This is a genomic window from Marivita sp., from assembly GCF_048006345.1.
Classification (GTDB): Bacteria; Pseudomonadota; Alphaproteobacteria; order Rhodobacterales; family Rhodobacteraceae; genus Marivita.
The window spans coordinates 3,635,896-3,652,852 of the sequence record NZ_CP180351.1 but is presented as its reverse complement, the minus strand read 5'-3'; the positions used below and the strand labels follow the sequence as shown (position 1 = coordinate 3,652,852).

Sequence of the window (16,957 nt, the reverse complement as noted above, 5' to 3'; positions counted from 1 at the left end):
AGGCGCAGGCGTAGGAAGGCCGGGCGATCGCCCGGCGCGGGGCTCAGGCCGTCAGCCCTTCGGGTTCTTCAATGCCATGCGCCCTGCAGCAGGCGGTGAGGGTGTTGGCGAGCAGGCAGGCGATGGTCATGGGGCCGACGCCGCCGGGGACGGGTGTGATCGCTCCGGCCACCTCGGACACCTGCGTAAAATCGACATCGCCCAAGAGCCTGGTCGCGCCGGGTTTGTCGGGATGCGGAATTCGGGTGATGCCGACGTCGATCACGGTGGCCCCCGGTTTGACCCAGTCGGCCTTGACCATCTCGGCCCGGCCCACGGCGGCCACCAGAAAATCGGCGCGCTTGCAGACAGCGGCCAAATCCTTGGTGCGCGAATGCGCGATGGTCACGGTGCAGTTCTCCTGCAGGAGCAGTTGCGCCATCGGCTTGCCAAAGAGGTTCGACCGCCCGATCACAACCGCCTCCATCCCGGACATCGCCCCGATCTGATCGCGCAGCAGCATCAGGCAGCCCAGCGGCGTGCAGGACACCAGCCCCTTTTCGCCGCTCGCAAGAAGCCCGGCATTGACCACGCTCAACCCGTCCACATCCTTGGCCGGATCGATCCGCGCCACAACCGCCCGTTCGTCCAGATGGTCGGGCACCGGGAACTGGCACAGGATGCCATGCACATTCGGATCGGCGTTCAACCGGTCGATCAGCGCAAAAAGGTCCGCCTCGGACACATCCGCAGGCAGCTTGTGCTCGAACGAGGCCATGCCGACCTCGACGGTCTGCTTGTGCTTGGCGGCGACATAGACCTCGCTCGCCGGGTCCTCGCCCACCAGCACAACCGCCAGACCCGGCGTGATGCCGTGATCGGCCTTGAGCCGCGCGACATGCCCTGCCACCTGCCCGCGCACAGTGGCGGCAAAGGCCTTTCCGTCGATGATCCGAGCGCCCATGATCCGTCCTTCTTCTCTTTCCAAATACGCAATTCCGCCAGATGCCCCCCAAGACCGCCCGCTGGTCAAAGGCGCCTTGCGGGATGGCGGGTGGGGCGATGGGCCAAACCCGAGCGTCCACCCGCCATCGGCTCAGAACAAGCCTTCGATCTGGCCCGCCTCGTTGAGACGGATGTTCTCCGCCGACGGCACGCGGGGCAGACCCGGCATGGTCATGATCTCACCGCAGACCACCACGACAAAACCCGCCCCGGCAGACAGGCGCACCTCGCGCACCGGCACCGAATGGCCGGTCGGCGCGCCGCGGCGGTTCGGATCGGTGGTGAAGGAATACTGCGTCTTGGCCATGCAGACCGGCAGATGGCCATAACCCTGCTCTTCCCACAGCTTCAGCTGGTCGCGGATCTTCTGATCCATCAGCGCCTCGTCCGCGCGGTAGATACGCTTGGCGATGGTCTGGATCTTGTCGGCCAGGGACATCTCGTCCGGGTAGATCGGCGCAAAGTTCGCCTGACCCGCATCGGCAACCTCAGCCACCTTGCGTGCCAGATCGGCCGAGCCTTTCGACCCCAGCTCCCAATGGCGCGACAGCACCGCTTCGGCGCCATGCTCTTTCACATAGGTTTTGATCGCCTCGACCTCGGCCTCGGTGTCGGTGACGAAGTGGTTGATCGCCACAACCACCGGCACGCCGAAGGATTTGAGGTTCTCGATGTGACGGCCCAGGTTCGGGCAGCCCTTCTTGACCGCCTCGACATTCTCGGCCCCGAGATCGGCCTTGGCCACACCACCGTTCATCTTCATCGCCCGCACCGTGGCCACGCAAACCACCACCGACGGGGCGATGCCCGCCTTGCGGCACTTGATGTTCATGAACTTCTCGGCACCGAGATCGGCCCCGAAGCCCGCTTCGGTTACCACGTAATCCGCCAGTTTCAGTGCCGTGGTCGTTGCGATCACCGAGTTGCAGCCATGGGCGATGTTGGCAAACGGGCCGCCATGCACGAAGGCCGGGTTGTTTTCCAGCGTCTGCACGAGGTTCGGCTGCATCGCGTCCTTGAGCAGCACCGTCATCGCGCCTTCCGCCTTGATGTCGCGGCAGAAGACCGGGCTGCGGTCGCGCTTGTAGGCCACGATCATGTCGCCCAGCCGCTTTTCGAGATCCTTGAGGTCTTTCGCGAGGCACAGGATCGCCATGACTTCGGAAGCCACGGTGATGTCATAGCCTGCTTCGCGCGGGAAGCCATTGGCCACACCACCCAACGAGCACGTGATCTGGCGCAGCGCACGGTCGTTCATGTCGACAACACGCCGCCAGACGACACGGCGGGTGTCGATGTCCAGCTCGTTGCCCCAGTAGATGTGGTTGTCGAGCATCGCCGACAGCAGGCTGTGCGCGCTGGTGATGGCGTGGAAGTCGCCGGTGAAATGCAGGTTCATGTCCTCCATCGGAACCACCTGAGCATAGCCCCCGCCAGCAGCGCCGCCCTTCATGCCGAAGTTCGGCCCAAGCGAGGCTTCGCGGATGCAGACCATCGCCTTCTTGCCGATATGGTTCAGACCATCGCCCAGACCCACCGTCGTCGTCGTCTTGCCCTCACCCGCCGGCGTCGGGTTGATCGCGGTCACAAGGATCAGCTTGCCATTCGGACGATCCTGCACCGAGTTGATGAACGACTGGCTCACCTTCGCCTTGTCATGGCCATAGGGCAAAAGGTCATCCGACCCGATCCCGATCTTCTCTCCAATCTCCATGATCGGGCGCTTCTGCGCCTCGCGCGCAATCTCAATATCCGACTTGTACGACATGAAAGTAATCCTGTTGGATGGGGCGAGCTGATTATTCAGCCGCGATTTTGGGGACAGTCTCGACACGCACGGCCGAGAATTTGAATTCCGGGATCTTTCCATAAGGATCGATCGCCGGATTGGTGAGCACATTCGCCGCCGCTTCGACATAGGCGAAGGGCACAAAGACCATGTCTTCCGCAACAGCGCGATCCGCCCGCGCCATGATCTCAATCGACCCGCGCCGCGTTGTCAGACGCAGCATGTCACCGGGCTCTGCGCCAAGCGCGCGCAAGGTCTTCGGATGCAGAGAGCAATTGGCTTCCGGCTCCACCGCATCCAACACGGAGGCGCGTCGGGTCATGGAACCGGTGTGCCAGTGCTCAAGCTGGCGTCCGGTGGTCATGATCATCGGATAGTCCGCGTCGGGTGCCTCGTCCGGAGACACCAGAGAGGCGGGGGTGAACCGGGCGCGGCCCTGCGGCCGAGGAAAGCCATCGCCGAAGACAACCGCCTGACCGGGATCGGTTGGGCTGAGGGACGGATACGTGACGGTCTCGGTCTCAAGCCGTTCCCATGTGATGTTATCCAGCGATGACATCACCTGCTTCATCTCGGCAAACACTTGGGACACATCGGTGTAGTCCCAATCCAGTCCAAGACGCTGCGCCAGTTCAACAGTGATCTGCCAATCCTCGCGCGCGTCACCGGGTGGCGGAACCGCTGGGCGGACACGCTGGACCTGCCGATTGGTGTTGCTGACGGTGCCGTTCTTTTCATAGAGCGCCGACGCGGGCAGGATCACATCGGCAAAGCACGCCGTTTCGGTCAGGAAGATATCCTGTACGACAAGGTGTTCGAGTTTGGCGAATGCGTCGCGTGCATGCTCTACATCGGGGTCCGACATAGCGGGGTTTTCGCCCTGAATATACATACCCTTGATGTTGCCCGCATAGGCTTGGTCGACGATTTCGGTGACTGTCAGACCTTTCTGGTTGGACCAATCATCATCGCGCCCCCAGACACTGAAGATGTCCTCGCGCACGGCATCGTCCATGACCGACCGGTAGTCCGGAACAAACATCGGAATGAGACCTGCATCAGATGCACCTTGCACGTTGTTCTGACCACGCAGCGGATGCAAACCGGTTCCGGGTCGGCCGACCTGTCCGGTCATCAGGGCCAGACTGATGAGGCAGCGCGAATTGTCCGTCCCGTGAATGTGCTGGCTGACGCCCATGCCCCAGAAGATCATGCCGGCTTTGGCACCGGCAAAGGTGCGCGCCACGTCACGGATTACCTCCGGCGCAATACCGCAGATCGGTGCCATCGCCTCGGGTGTGAAGCCTTTCAGGTGCTCTTTCTCGGCCTCCCAGTTCTCGGTGTAGGCATCGATGTATTGCTGATCATAGAGCCGTTCTTCGACGATCACGTTCATGATCGCGTTGAGCATCGACACGTCTGCCCCGGGTCGAAACTGCAGCATCTGGTAGGCGAACCGTTTGAGCCCCTGACCGCGCGGATCCATCACAATCAGTTTGCCGCCGTTCTTGGCGAACTGTTTGAAATACGTGGCCGCGACAGGGTGGTTTTCGACCGGGTTCGCGCCAATGACAATCGCGACATCCGAATTTTCGATCTGATTGAAGGTCGCTGTCACCGCGCCGGAACCGACGTTCTCAATCAAGGCACTCACGGACGAGGCATGACACAGGCGGGTGCAATGATCGACATTGTTGTGCTTGAAGCCTTGCCGGATCAGTTTTTGGAACAGATAGGCTTCTTCGTTGGTGCATTTGGCCGATCCGAACCCCGCAACAGAAGCCCCACCATGTGCCTGACGAAGCTTGGCAAGACCGCCCGCCGCAACCGTCATCGCCTCTTCCCAGGTTGCCTCGCGGAAGTGGGTCAGGACGTTGCCGGGATCGACATTCAGGCCTTTCGGGGGCGCATCGTCGCGGCGGATCAAGGGTTTGGTCAGGCGGTGTTCATGATGGATGTAGTCAAAGCCAAAGCGCCCTTTGACGCAAAGCCGGCCTTCGTTCGCCGGGCCATTGATACCTTCGACGTATTTGACCTTGCCGTCCTTTACCTTGAGCGAAACCTTGCAGCCAACACCGCAGAACGGACAGACGCTTTCGGTTTCGGTATCAAAGTCACGGCGGTCCCCGACTTGATCGCTGTCCAAAACACTCGCCGGCATCAGGGCACCTGTCGGGCAGGCTTGCACGCATTCGCCGCACGCGACACAGGTACTTTCACCCATCGGGTCCGCAAAATCGAATGTCGGATAGCTGTCATGCCCACGGCCCGCCATCCCGATAACGTCGTTGACCTGAACCTCGCGGCAGGCGCGCACGCACAATCCGCATTGGATGCAGGCGTCAAGGTTCACCCGCATTGCGACATGGCTGTCATCCAGCAACGGGATGCGCCCATCTTCAAGTTTGGGGAAGCGGCTTTGATCTATGCCGTTGACCTCGGCCATATCCCAAAGATGACTTGATTTGTCGTGGGCGGCATCCCGGTCCGGTTGGTCTGCCACCAACATCTCGACCACCATTTTGCGGGCATGGGTCGCCCGTGCCGAATTGGTTGTGACAACCATCCCCTCGGTTGGAACGCGAATGCAAGACGCGGCAAGTGTCCGCTCGCCATCGATCTCGACCATACAAGCGCGGCAGTTTCCGTCCGGGCGATATCCGGGCGCTGGCTTGTGGCAGAGATGCGGAATGACAAGTCCGCGCCCGTTCGCAACTTCCCAAATCGTTGCCTCGGCATCGGCGGTGACTGTTTCACCGTCCAGCGTAAAGGTGACCTGAGCGCTCATGCCTTACACCTCATCCGCAAAATGCTTGATCGTGAGCCTGATCGGATTTGGTGCAGCCTGCCCCAATCCGCAGATCGAAGCATCGACCATCGCCTGGCTCAGCTCTTCGAGAAGCGTCGTGTTCCACTTATCCGCCTGCATCAGCTTGACCGCCTTTTCGCAGCCGACCCGGCAGGGCGTACACTGACCGCAGCTTTCATCCTCAAAGAAGCGCAGCATGTTCAGGGCGGCATCCCGCGCCTTGTCGTGGTCGCTGAGGATCACAATTGCAGCCGACCCTATGAACGTGCTGTGTGCTTGCAGCGTATCGAAATCCATGGGCACGTCATTGATGGAGGCGGGTAGCAACCCGGCGGATGGTCCACCCGGTTGATAGGCTTTGAAGACATGCCCCTCGATCATGCCGCCAGCGGCATCAATCAGGTCCATGATCGTCGACCCTGCAGGCAGCAGATAGACACCCGGAGCTGTCACACGACCCGAGATCGAATAGCTTCGCAGACCTTTGCGACCGTTCTTTTCAACGCTTGTCAGAAGCTCGGGTCCGTCACGGCACACCCGCGCAACCCAGTAAAGCGTTTCGACATTGTGAACGAGCGTTGGCCGGCCAAAGATGCCCACCTGCGCCACGAAAGGAGGGCGGTGGCGGGGCAGACCGCGTTTGCCTTCGATGCTTTCGATCATGGCGCTTTCTTCGCCGCAGATATAGGCCCCTGCACCGCGGCGCAGGTCGATATATCCGGGGGCCACGATGCCCGCGGCCTCAAGCGCTTCGATCTCGGTTCGCAAGATGTGCAGCACCGCCGGGTACTCGTCGCGCATGTAAATAAAACAGGTTTCGGCCTCGACAGCCCAAGCCGCAATCAGCATGCCTTCGAGAAAAAGATGCGGTGTACGTTCAAGGTAGTGGCGGTCTTTGAACGTGCCCGGTTCGCCTTCATCGCCGTTCACAGCCAAGTAACGCGGCCCCGGATTGGCACGCACAAAGCCCCATTTCTTGCCCGACGGAAAGCCTGCACCGCCAAGCCCGCGCAGACCAGATGCCAGAACAGTCTCTTGCACGGCCTCCCAATCACCGGTCGCGCGAAGGTCTTTTAACGTCTCATAGCCACCATCCGCCGCGTATGACGCGAAGGTTTCATAAACCGGGATATGCGCATGGGTGTCACCGGCCTCTATCGCGGCTTTCACCTTCTCCGGTGTCGCGTGATCAATATGGTTGTGGCCCAGTTCGAGAACAGGTGCTGTGTCGCAGCGGCCCATGCACGGCGCACGAAGCACACGCACCTTTGCAGGATCAAGCCCATCCTCAAGTGCCGCCTTGAGCTGTTGTGCGCCTGCCATTTCACAGGACAGGGAATCACACACCCGAATTGTCAAAGCGGGCGGCGGCGCTTCATCTTCTTTGACGACATCGAAATGGGCATAGAAGGTGGCCACCTCATAGACCTCGGCCATCGACAGACGCATCTCTTCTGCAAGCGCGCGGAGATGTGCGGCAGAAAGGTGCCCATACGTGTCTTGAATGAGGTGCAGGTGTTCGATCAACAGGTCGCGAGCGAGGCTTTTTCCCTCAAGCAGCGCTCTGACATCGCTCCATGCCTGGTCATCCAACTGGCGACCTTTGGGCGTATGACGCCCTTTGCCTTTGCCAGACTTCCAGACACCTTTGCGTTCATCAAGCGCCATTTTCAATGGTTCCCCCGTTCACAGATGGACTCTTCCGGTCCCAAGCTGTTTTTTACCAAGGTGAATATTTTTTGCATTTGCGTCAATGTGCAAATTTGCTCGTGCTGCGAAAGTTTTGGTAAACTTTGAAAAAAGAGTGCCTATGTCGGGCAAAACCGAGCGTTGAAGCCGGCTGCGTTTGGCCGCCGCACCGAAGCGGGAGGTGGCAGCCTATGATTAGAGGCTGATCCCCAAGACCAGTCCAAGACAGCAGCGCTGACGATTAACCCGCGTTCCGCGCAGAAATGGCCATACCCTGAGCGGCCCCGAGAGCCGCGCCGCACATCATCAAAGGACCGACGCCCTTGGCATCGTCACTCACCCGCGCTTCGGTCAGGTAATAGGCGGGTGAGCCATCCCGATATCGGGACTCATAACGGCCAAGACCGGCCACCTCGCAAATGTCCGCCATCTCGACGCCGCCGCCGGGTTTTGGCCGGAGGCTTTCACGCAGCACGTCCAGTATGAGGTGGTCTGGCGGCGACGCCAACCCAAGCGCGCTCGCCTTGTTGAGAGCATAGGCGATCATCGCTGAACTGGATGTTTCTGGGAAATTTCCCGTCAGTTCTGGCTGGTCAATCACCTGCAACCACAGCCCCCCGGGTTGCCGAAGGTCCAAAAGCCGGTCGAACAGGGCGCGGCTGCGGGCTGCCAGCGGTTCGAAAACCTGCGATCCGGTCAGATCGGCCACATCGACAAGACTCATCGCAAGCCAGCCCAAGGCACGCGCCCAGTGCGCGCGGGATCGGCCGGTTTCCGGGTCAGCCCAATCCTGCCTGCGCGCCTCGTCATAGGCATGCACATAAAGACCGGTGGCGGGCTCGAATGTCGCGTCGAGAGCCAACGATATCTGCCTCAGGCTATCAGCAACCAGATCCGGGCGACCACGGGTCAGTCCGTATTCGATCTGGAAGGGATGCGCCATGTAGAGGCCATCAAGCCAGATCTGCCAAGGGTACCGCAGCTTGTGCCAATAGACACCAGACCGGGTCCGAGGATGTGTTTCGAGCTGCGCAGCAATGGCGTCTGCGGCAATGGCGTATCGTTCCTCTCCGGTCTCGGCGGCCATGAACAGCAGAGCGCGGCCGGGGAGGATGTTGTCGATATTGTAGTCCGACGGTTCATAGCCCAAAAGCGCGCCACTGGCCGTGACCTGCTGGTCCAGGAGGCGGCGCAATTCGGCCAGCCAACGGTCCTGTTCCGAACCGCGATGAAGCAACTCCAATCCTCGGTAAATGCAGCCGTCCTCGTAACACCAACCGCCGTTCTTGTAAGGCTGATAAGCGGCGACATATCCCGCAAAGAATTCGGTCAGCACGGGGCGATCTCCTTGACAGCGGGAAGGATGTCGATGTCGCCGACGATCTCGGCGCATTCCGAAAACAGCGGAATGTGAAGCATGGCCGGAACGCCTTCGGCCATCAGCGGAATGTCAGGCTTTGCATCCTCTCGGAACCCCACTGCAAACCGCCGCAGGATGACACCGGTCACATGCGCTTCAGGCAACCCGAGAACAGCAACTCCAACCAATGTGGCGTCCCGGGCAATCACATTCTCGACGGTGATGTCGGCAATGCGGGGCGTGCCCTGCCCTAGAGCGGCGGGGTCGCGCGATTGCACCGCTTCGGAGCGACCATCGGCATCACAGAAATAGAAAGCGTTGATGGCAAGCGGAGTTGCCACGTCCTGCATCACCACATCTGTCATCGCAATGCGCGCGACCAGCCCACCGCGGCCACGCCGCGTCTTGATCCGTAGACCGCGGTCAGTGCCGACGAAGTCGCAGCGTGCGATGGTCACGTCAGTGATGTCGCCGCTCATCTCAGAGCCGAGCACCACGGCGCCATGGCCAAGTTCCAGCAGGCAATTTTCAACAGTCACGTTGCGGGTTGGGGCCAGATGGTCGTCAGTCGGTTCATCGGTGATGGGCCCCCGCTTGCCTGACTTGATCGCGATGCAATCGTCGCCAACACTGATGCGCAACCCCGCGATCGTCACTCTGCGGCAACTTTCAGGATTCAGCCCATCGGTGTTTGGGCTGTTGGAGGGGCTTTCTATCGCAAGTGCGGCGAAGATCAGCTCCTCGGACAGGTGCGGATGAACAGTCCAGGACGGCGAATTCCGGATCGTCACGCCAGTGAAGGTCACGTCTCGACACCGCGACAGGAACACCGTGCGGGCTCTGCGAGCGCCATCGCGGGTGTCCTTGGGCCATGTCCACCAGTCACCACGTGATCCGCCACCGTCGATCACGCCGCGCCCGGTTATGGCGAGGTTTTGGCAATCGATGGCAGTAAGCAGGGCGGCGTGAGAGGCGTCTGGCAGCCCCTCCCAGGTGCCGAGGACCCGGCCTGCCGTATCGCGTGCGGGAAGGATCGGCCACCCGATGCGGTCCGCTCGCGCGGCCAGTTCGGCACCCTCGGCCAAGTGTAATACCATATCCGAGCGCAGAAAGAGCGGCCCGGTAATGAACCGCCCCGGTGGGACATACAGGGTGCCTCCGAGAGGCAATGCCTCGATGACGCGAACAAACGCCTCGGTCGCGTCTGTCCCGTCAGGGATGGCGCCATACTCAGTCACATCGATCTGACCAGAGCATACAGGTGTGCGGAACGCCACTTCGCCCAAATCGGTTGCGAGCCTGTAATCCTCCCCCGGCTCAAGCCCATCAAGAAACAGCGGTACCGCTACAGCGTCGCCACTGTCCACAACGCTCCGGTCGCGGCGGGTCACAGCCCACTTGACCGGCCGGTCAAGCCAGTAGCGCTGCACTTTGGGCGCAAGCAAGGCGACGGCCGACCGTGGCGTGGCCGCAAGAATCCGGATGGGTGTTGTCATGGTCATATTCGGTCTGGGACGGGCCAGATACCAAGGCACTGGCCCGTCGGTTTCATGCTCAACGCCGCATCAGATGTCGGCCAAGACAGCTTCGATTCCGATCATCATCTCATCGGCAGCGGTGGCGGCATCGATGCGGCCGTAGGCAAACATCTCAAGCGCGTCGATCATCGCGGATCGCACATCGGGATGCTCCATGAACGGGTGAATGGCCGGACCTTCGCCCTCCAGCACGCGGTTCTGCGCCTCAATCTGGATGTCGTTGATACCGCCTGCAGCCATCAGCATCTCACGAGCAGCCGTCGAGGCGGGAACCCCACGGGTGGACCCGAGCGCGGCCACGCCGGTATCTTCGTTCATCAGACAGTTCACGATCTGCGCGGCGGCGTCGGGATGCTCGGTATTGGCCGAGATCGCAAACACCATGGACGCCTTGCGATAGATGCCTTGGGTCTTCTGCCCCTCCTGCGACAGCATCGCGGTGTAGACCAGCTCTTCCCCTTCGGCCATCGGGTCCGAGATTTTGAAGTATGTGGTATCCCACTGGTAGGTGCCGCCGATACGCCCTTCCGTCCAATCGGGGCTTTCATGCAACGGCACGTTGCCTGCGGCCGCAACCTTTTCCCATGAGGGAACAACATGATTGTCGACCAGCGTCTTGTAGAACTCGATTGCTGATGTGAGCTCTTCCATGGTCCAGACAATTTCGTTGCTGACCGGGTCGATCAACGGACGACCCGTCATCTGGGTACCGTAAAGCGTAACCAACAGCGTCGCGTCGAGTGCGGCACCTTCAAAGGGGTAATAGTCTTCACCCAGCTTGTCGCGGAACACGGGTCCGGCGGCCACCAGATCGTCCCATGTCGTCGGCAGGTCCAATCCTGCCCTTTCCCAAGCCGTCGGGTTGAAAGCAAACAGGCGCGCCGTCGTGGACACGGGCAAGCCATTGAGCTTGCCATTCATCGTACCGGCCTCCAGCTGTTCCGCGCTCCAGTTCGACAGGTCGATGATGCCCGAAAGCGCGTTCAGGTCGGCAAAGCGCGATCCGTCTGCCGAGAAGATCGGCAGCCACGGCCAGTTGACCTGCATGATGTCAGGTTCGGTACCACCCGCGATCTGAGTTGCCAAACGTTCGAAATGGCCGCTGAATCCCGTGAATTCCGGCGAAATGGTATGGCCGTGCCGTTCGCCACAGGCCTTTAGCGCGGCTTGGGTTGCCTCGTGGCGGCTGTCTCCGCCCCACCAGCTCATCCGTAGCTCTTCAGCTTGTGCGATGCCGCAAAGCGCAGTCGTCGACAAAGCCAGTGCCAGGGGTTTCATAAGTTGTGTCATCACGTCCTCCCTTGATGATCAGTCTTGTGCGCCAAGCGAGATGTTCGCCTCGCTGATGACGTCGAAAAGGTGCATGCGGCGGCCATCTGGTCTGAGCCCAATCCGTTCGCCGCGCGCGGGTCGGGCCTTCATCACTTCGGTTGGCGCAACGGCGATGAGCGTTTCATCACCGATGCGCACATGCAGATTGACTTCATGTCCCATGAACTCGACCGTCACGATCTCTCCGGTCAGAGCGCCAGGTGCGTCGGGTGCGCAGGTCGTGAGGTGCTGGGGGCGGATGCCCATCGTGACCGGCATGTCGCCACCGGAGAGGCGATGCGCCAGACCATCGGTCACGGTGATGCTCTGCCCTTCCAGGGTCAGCACGGGCACACCGTCGGTCCAAGTCAGAACAGCGGGCACAAGGTTCATCTCGGGCATCCCGATGAACCCGGCCACAAAGGCATTTGCGGGCTGCTCATAGAGCGTGGTGGGATCCGCCACCTGCATGATCTGCCCTTCTTTCATCACGCAGATGCGGTCACCCATTGTCATTGCTTCGACCTGATCATGGGTGACATAGACAACTGTGGCCGGGCGTCCTTCGTCCTTAAGGCGCTTGTGCAGGTCAGTGATCCGCACCCGCATCGCCGCTCGGAGTTTTGCATCGAGGTTGGACAGCGGTTCGTCGAACAGGAAAACCTCGGGGCTTTTGATCAGCGCACGACCCACCGCAACACGCTGCGCCTGTCCACCGGACAATTGCTTGGGCAAACGGTCGAGCAGTTCCTCGATTTCGAGCAGGCCGGACACACGTGCTGTCGCGGTATTGATCCGGTCTTTGGTCTCCCCGCGCAGTTTCAAGCCGAAAGACAGGTTCTTGGTCACCTTCATATGCGGGTAAAGCGCGTAATTCTGGAACACCATCGCGATGCCGCGTTTGCCGGGAACAAGTTCGTTGACCAGGCGATCACCGATCCAGATTTCGCCACTTGAAACGCTTTCGAGTCCTGCGATCATCCGCAGCGTGGTGGACTTGGCGCAGCCGGACGGGCCGACAAGAACCATGAATTCGCCTTCTGCGACATGCAGATCAATGCCGTGCAGCGCCTTGAAGCCGCCACCATAGACTTTTTCCACCGACTTGAGTTGAAGTTCAGCCATCAGCCTTTCACACCTCCGGTGGAGATGCCCTTGATGAAGTATTTCTGTGCGAGGAAGAACACGATCAGTGAGGGCGCCAGCGCCAGCACGGTCATGGCAAGGATTTCATTCCAGTTGAACGCCTCGGTCGTGTCGATGGCCAACCGCAGCGCAAGGCTGACAGGATAGTTTTCGATCGACGAGATGTAGATCAGCGGACCAAGGAAGTCGTTCATTGTCCACATGAACTGGAACAGACAGACCGAGATCAGCGCGGGGGCCAGCATAGGCACAACGACATAGACGAGAACCTGAAACGTGTTGGCGCCATCGACCCGCGCGGCTTCTTCCACGTCACGCGGAATGGAGCGCATGAACTGGATCAGCATGAAGACAAAGAACGCTTCCCATGCCAGGAATTGCGGAACGAAAAGCGGCAGATAGGTGTCGAGCCAGCCCAGTTCCCGGAACAGCAGGTATTGCGGAATGCGGGTGACCACATCGGGCAAAAGCAGCGTCGCGATCAGGATGGCGAAAAGAACCTTCTTGCCCGGAAAATCGAACCGCGCGAAGCCGTAGGCCACCAATGTCGACGAGATTGCGGTCCCGATGACCTTGGGGATCACGATATACATCGAGTTCAGGAAGAACCAACCAAAAGTGTAGGGTGTCGATGTTTCCCAGCCATCGATATAGCCCTGGAATGTGGGGTTCGACGGCCAGAACCACGCGGTTGAGAACATCTCCTGATTGGTCTTGAACGAGGCTCCGATCAGCCAGATCAGCGGATAGAGCATGATCAGCCCGACCGCGCAAAGGATCATATACCGGATCGCGGCGCCGATCTTTTCACGACGACGGCGGCGGAGTTCGAAATCGGACAGCGCGCTGGCTTCGGCATGGGGGGCGGGGACAGTGTGCGTGAGGGTCATGCGTCAATCCCTCCTGTCGCCGGCGTAATAGACCCATTTCTTCGACGACCAGAAGGCAATCAGGGTCAGGGTCATGATGATCAGGAACAAGATCCACGCGATGGCCGAGGCATAGCCCATGTCAAAGCTCTTGAACGCTTTGTCATAGATGTAGAGAGGCAGCAGGTAGGTGGATCGCAGCGGCCCGCCTTGGGTGATGATGTAGGGGCCATTGAATTCCTGAAAGGCCTGCACGGTCTGCATGATCAGGTTGAAAAAGATCACCGGCGTGAGCAGCGGCAGGGTGATGTGGCGGAAAATCTGCCATTTGCCCGCCCCATCGATCGAGGCCGCTTCGTACAGCGAATTGTCGATCGCTTGCAGCGCCGCTAGGAAAATCACCATGGCGGACCCGAACTGCCAACAGCGCAGCAAGGTTATGGTGAACAGCGCGTTGTTCGGGTCGCCGAACCAGTTCACCGGATCGCCCCCAAGGGCGACGATGAGCATGTTCACCAAGCCAGTATCCGCGAAGATGTAGCGCCAGAGAACGGCAATGGCGACAGACCCGCCAAGGATGGACGGCACATAAAAAGCGGTGCGGAACAGGTTGATGGCCCGAAGTCGGTAATTGAGGATCACCGCGATGAATAGCGCGAAGGTCAGCTTCAAAGGGACGGTCATGAAGACGTAGAGCAACGTCACCGACAACGAACGTTCAAAGATGCGATCACTTGTCAGCAAGCGCTCGTAGTTCGCGAAACCGACCCAGTTTGGCGTCGACAGCAGGTCATAATCGGTGAAACTGAGATAGAGCGAGGCACCGAAGGGAAAGGCTGTGAACAGCACCAACCCGAGGATGTAGGGCATGACGTAGACAAGCCCGGTATATCTACTTGTCCCGCCCATCATGCCGCCTCTGCCGTCAACGCGTCGGGCAACCAGCGGGCAGTGGCGCGCAGCATCTCGGAAAACATCGTCCGGGCCTTCTCTTCGGAAAGCGGGCGGACCAGCGGATCGCTGGCAAAGAGAGCAAACAGGGCTCCATGATCGCCCGCGATCACCGCGTCGACCAACCCCTTCTGCCGTGCAGCGTGGTCAGATATGATATTCACCAACGGCTCTGGGATGGCGCCCGCAGAGATCGGCGCGATACCGTCCCGAGAGAAACGGGCATTGGTTTCGACCACCACGCCGTCTGGAAGGTTTTCGATCTGGCCACGGTTTGGCAGGTTCACATTGGAGACATGGGGCGCACGACCCAGCAACGCTGCGAACTGGTCCAACATCGCTTCGTCTGAACGCTTCGCGACAGGGGCGACCCGACCCGCAACCATGGCTTCGGCCTTTGCCAGCTTCGCGGCACGGTCCCGGATACGATAATCGACCGGGGTCAGGGCGAAACCCCAGCTTTCGGCGTGCTCAAGATAGTCGGCGGCAGGCATGAACTCGGCCAGGTGACGGTCACCCGCAGCAGGAGCAAGCCCGAATCTGCGATGGAGGTCGAACTTGACCCGCGAATTCGAAGAAAAATATCTCGCGTGTTCGTCATCACGTCCCGGTTCCACCTCGTACCACCCGCGATCTGCGTGGTCCCGGGCGAAGTTTGACCAGTCGGCCATCATTTCCTGCCCATCCAGCCGGATGCCGTTCACAAAGGTGAAATGGTTGATGCCCATCACATCGACTTCGACATCTCGGAAATCATATCGCGCGGCGTTGCCACGCTGGTTTGCGATCCACGCGACCTGTCGGCGGAGTTTGGTCACCTCGTGGCATTCGCCCCAAGCGCGGATGCCCGGATGGGCACGAAACAACGCATCGGTCAGCACGCTCATCGGGTTGGTCAGGTTGCATACGAAGGCGTCGGGCGCATGGGCCCGGATTGCGTGCCCGATGTCGAGAAGCATCGGGACCGCACGCAGCGCCCGCACAAAACCGCCCGGACCCACCGTATCGCCCACCGCCTGTGGGATGCCGTATGCTGCTGGAATGGCAATATCGGCCGCCATAGCCTCGAAGCTGCCCGGCAGGATAGACACGACGACAAGGTCGACTCCATCCAGCGCTTGCGAAAGGTCTCGCACCGCGCGCCAGACCGCAGGAGCGCCGCGTGACACTGAGGCGAACACCGCACCAAGACGCGCGTTCCGCTCTGCTGCGGCGTGGTCCGGGTCGTAGAGCCGAACCTCGGCCGCAAGCCGCCCATCGGCGGCAAGGTCAGCCATAAGCACCGGCGCCCAGTTGAGAGAACCGCCGCCGATATAGGCGATTTTTACGGGAATTTGGCTGTGTTCGATTTGCGTCATGTTTTCACAGGTTTCAGTTGGAGAGTTTGCCGTCCGGCACGCTTTTCAACCGAATGCACGCCTCCCGTCGTGCAAGATTTGGGCGATTTACCCGCTTTTCTTGTCATGGGTACAACGATAGGCTGATCCTGAGGTGGACGAAATGAACAGAAGATAACAAAAAGATGGATATTTCCGAACATACACAGATCTCTCAGCTGCCGACTCAAGCTCTGAGCCTGAAACTGGCGCGCCCCCCGATCCCGATGACCCATCAGCCGAACTGGAAGATCGACAAGGTGAACCCGGTCCACGACCTTGTGATATGCCTCGCGGGTGGTGGTCGCTACCGAATTGAGGATGACGACATCACACTGTCGCCGGGCGATGCCATGCTGATCCCGGCCTATACCCGCTTCCGGGGGCAATATGCGGGTGACGGCAGCACCTATCGCGGTGTTGCGCAGCATTTCTCTTTGGCGCTGTTCGGGCGGGATGACGTGCTTGGTCAGATGCGGCTCAGGCGCAGCGTTGCTCTGGCCGACTGGCAGGTGATGGAGCCGCTGGTGAGCCATTACCGTGCGACATCCGCGGGGGCCACGGCGACGCTGATGCAGCACCACCAATTCATGGTAATCCTGCTGACCTTTCTGGGATCTGCGTTTCTTGGATGGCGCGAAGCCGCGCAGGACCGACCGCAAAGCCAGGACCTCTTGTCGATGCAGATCATGTTCGTCGCATCCCGGTTGGCTGCCGACCCGGTGGGTTCCGGCGTTGATGAGGCGATGCAATCGGTCAGCTTCAATCCGGATTATTTCCGACGCGCCTTCCGGGACCGGATCGGAATGACACCGCAGAAATACCGCGAACTCAAACGGATGGAATTCGCTGTGAGCCGCTTGGGCCAAGGCCATTCCGTCAAACAGGTCGCTGCCGAACTGGGCTATTCGGACCCCTATTTTTTCAGCCGGATGTTCAAACGCTATATTGGATCGAACCCGGCGAGTTACCAGCTGCGGCGCGGCGGGATGGATCCCGACGCTCCCTCTGCGCCAGTCGCGTGACCGCACTTGTCCGGCAATTCGGGACTTCATAGTCGCCCCGCCCGGCGTTGGAATTGTCGTCCTGATCATGTTCGTTGTTCCGTGACGATCAGGCGAACTTCATCGATAAA

The 16,957-nt window shown here is 60.2% G+C and carries 12 protein-coding genes; 1 reads left to right on the top strand and 11 read right to left on the bottom strand.

Going from position 1 to position 16,957, the window contains the following annotated elements; genetic code table 11:
• Positions 1-43: 43 nt before the first annotated feature.
• The 11 genes from folD to ACMVPR_RS17755 all read right to left on the bottom strand — a co-directional run bounded on the left by folD (position 44) and on the right by ACMVPR_RS17755 (position 15,804).
• The gene (gene folD, locus ACMVPR_RS17805; RefSeq protein ID WP_416883953.1) at positions 44-943 is read right to left on the bottom strand and encodes a bifunctional methylenetetrahydrofolate dehydrogenase/methenyltetrahydrofolate cyclohydrolase FolD; all 900 of its coding nucleotides are present in this window, start codon (positions 941-943) and stop codon (positions 44-46) included.
• Positions 944-1,075: 132 nt separating this feature from the next.
• On the bottom strand, positions 1,076-2,752 hold the full coding sequence (locus ACMVPR_RS17800) for a formate--tetrahydrofolate ligase (RefSeq protein ID WP_416883952.1): 1,677 nt from the start codon (positions 2,750-2,752) through the stop codon (positions 1,076-1,078).
• A gap of 31 nt (positions 2,753-2,783) precedes the next feature.
• Complete coding sequence (fdhF, locus tag ACMVPR_RS17795) at positions 2,784-5,561, bottom strand: formate dehydrogenase subunit alpha (protein WP_416883951.1); 2,778 nt, start codon at positions 5,559-5,561, stop codon at positions 2,784-2,786.
• Positions 5,562-5,564: 3 nt separating this feature from the next.
• Positions 5,565-7,250 carry an NAD(P)H-dependent oxidoreductase subunit E gene (locus ACMVPR_RS17790; RefSeq protein WP_416883950.1) on the bottom strand — a complete coding sequence of 562 codons (1,686 nt, stop codon included), beginning with the start codon at positions 7,248-7,250 and terminating at the stop codon, positions 5,565-5,567.
• A gap of 262 nt (positions 7,251-7,512) precedes the next feature.
• Positions 7,513-8,607: a glycoside hydrolase family 88/105 protein gene (locus ACMVPR_RS17785; RefSeq protein ID WP_416883949.1), complete on the bottom strand. Its 1,095-nt coding sequence runs from the start codon at positions 8,605-8,607 to the stop codon at positions 7,513-7,515.
• Positions 8,601-10,127, bottom strand: coding sequence for a glycoside hydrolase family 28 protein (locus ACMVPR_RS17780; RefSeq protein WP_416883948.1), 1,527 nt, complete (start codon positions 10,125-10,127; stop codon positions 8,601-8,603). Before ACMVPR_RS17780 ends, ACMVPR_RS17785 begins: the two co-directional genes overlap by 7 nt.
• Before the next feature lie 69 nt (positions 10,128-10,196).
• On the bottom strand, positions 10,197-11,459 hold the full coding sequence (locus ACMVPR_RS17775) for an ABC transporter substrate-binding protein (protein WP_416883947.1): 1,263 nt from the start codon (positions 11,457-11,459) through the stop codon (positions 10,197-10,199).
• A gap of 18 nt (positions 11,460-11,477) precedes the next feature.
• A complete protein-coding gene (locus ACMVPR_RS17770; RefSeq protein ID WP_416883946.1) occupies positions 11,478-12,605 on the bottom strand; it encodes an ABC transporter ATP-binding protein in 1,128 nt (375 codons plus the stop codon).
• A complete protein-coding gene (locus tag ACMVPR_RS17765) occupies positions 12,605-13,408 on the bottom strand; it encodes a carbohydrate ABC transporter permease (RefSeq protein ID WP_416884681.1) in 804 nt (267 codons plus the stop codon). Before ACMVPR_RS17765 ends, ACMVPR_RS17770 begins: the two co-directional genes overlap by 1 nt.
• A gap of 111 nt (positions 13,409-13,519) precedes the next feature.
• On the bottom strand, positions 13,520-14,407 hold the full coding sequence (locus ACMVPR_RS17760) for a carbohydrate ABC transporter permease (RefSeq protein WP_300584016.1): 888 nt from the start codon (positions 14,405-14,407) through the stop codon (positions 13,520-13,522).
• Positions 14,404-15,804: an alpha-galactosidase gene (locus tag ACMVPR_RS17755; protein WP_416883945.1), complete on the bottom strand. Its 1,401-nt coding sequence runs from the start codon at positions 15,802-15,804 to the stop codon at positions 14,404-14,406. Before ACMVPR_RS17755 ends, ACMVPR_RS17760 begins: the two co-directional genes overlap by 4 nt.
• 164 nt (positions 15,805-15,968) lie before the next feature.
• Between ACMVPR_RS17755 and ACMVPR_RS17750 the strand changes: the two genes are divergently transcribed.
• Positions 15,969-16,847, top strand: a complete 879-nt coding sequence (locus ACMVPR_RS17750; RefSeq protein WP_416883944.1) for a helix-turn-helix domain-containing protein — start codon at positions 15,969-15,971, stop codon at positions 16,845-16,847.
• Positions 16,848-16,957 lie beyond the last annotated feature (110 nt).

Coding starts and splice junctions, on each gene's coding strand:
- folD (WP_416883953.1), bottom strand. CDS start 943: ATGGGCGCTCGGATCATCGACGGAAAGGCCTTTGCCGCCACTGTGCGC.
- ACMVPR_RS17800 (WP_416883952.1), bottom strand. CDS start 2,752: ATGTCGTACAAGTCGGATATTGAGATTGCGCGCGAGGCGCAGAAGCGC.
- fdhF (WP_416883951.1), bottom strand. CDS start 5,561: ATGAGCGCTCAGGTCACCTTTACGCTGGACGGTGAAACAGTCACCGCC.
- ACMVPR_RS17790 (WP_416883950.1), bottom strand. CDS start 7,250: ATGGCGCTTGATGAACGCAAAGGTGTCTGGAAGTCTGGCAAAGGCAAA.
- ACMVPR_RS17780 (WP_416883948.1), bottom strand. CDS start 10,127: ATGACAACACCCATCCGGATTCTTGCGGCCACGCCACGGTCGGCCGTC.
- ACMVPR_RS17775 (WP_416883947.1), bottom strand. CDS start 11,459: ATGACACAACTTATGAAACCCCTGGCACTGGCTTTGTCGACGACTGCG.
- ACMVPR_RS17770 (WP_416883946.1), bottom strand. CDS start 12,605: ATGGCTGAACTTCAACTCAAGTCGGTGGAAAAAGTCTATGGTGGCGGC.
- ACMVPR_RS17765 (WP_416884681.1), bottom strand. CDS start 13,408: ATGATCCTTTGCGCGGTCGGGCTGATCATGCTCTATCCGCTGATCTGG.
- ACMVPR_RS17760 (WP_300584016.1), bottom strand. CDS start 14,407: ATGATGGGCGGGACAAGTAGATATACCGGGCTTGTCTACGTCATGCCC.
- ACMVPR_RS17755 (WP_416883945.1), bottom strand. CDS start 15,804: ATGACGCAAATCGAACACAGCCAAATTCCCGTAAAAATCGCCTATATC.
- ACMVPR_RS17750 (WP_416883944.1), top strand. CDS start 15,969: ATGGATATTTCCGAACATACACAGATCTCTCAGCTGCCGACTCAAGCT.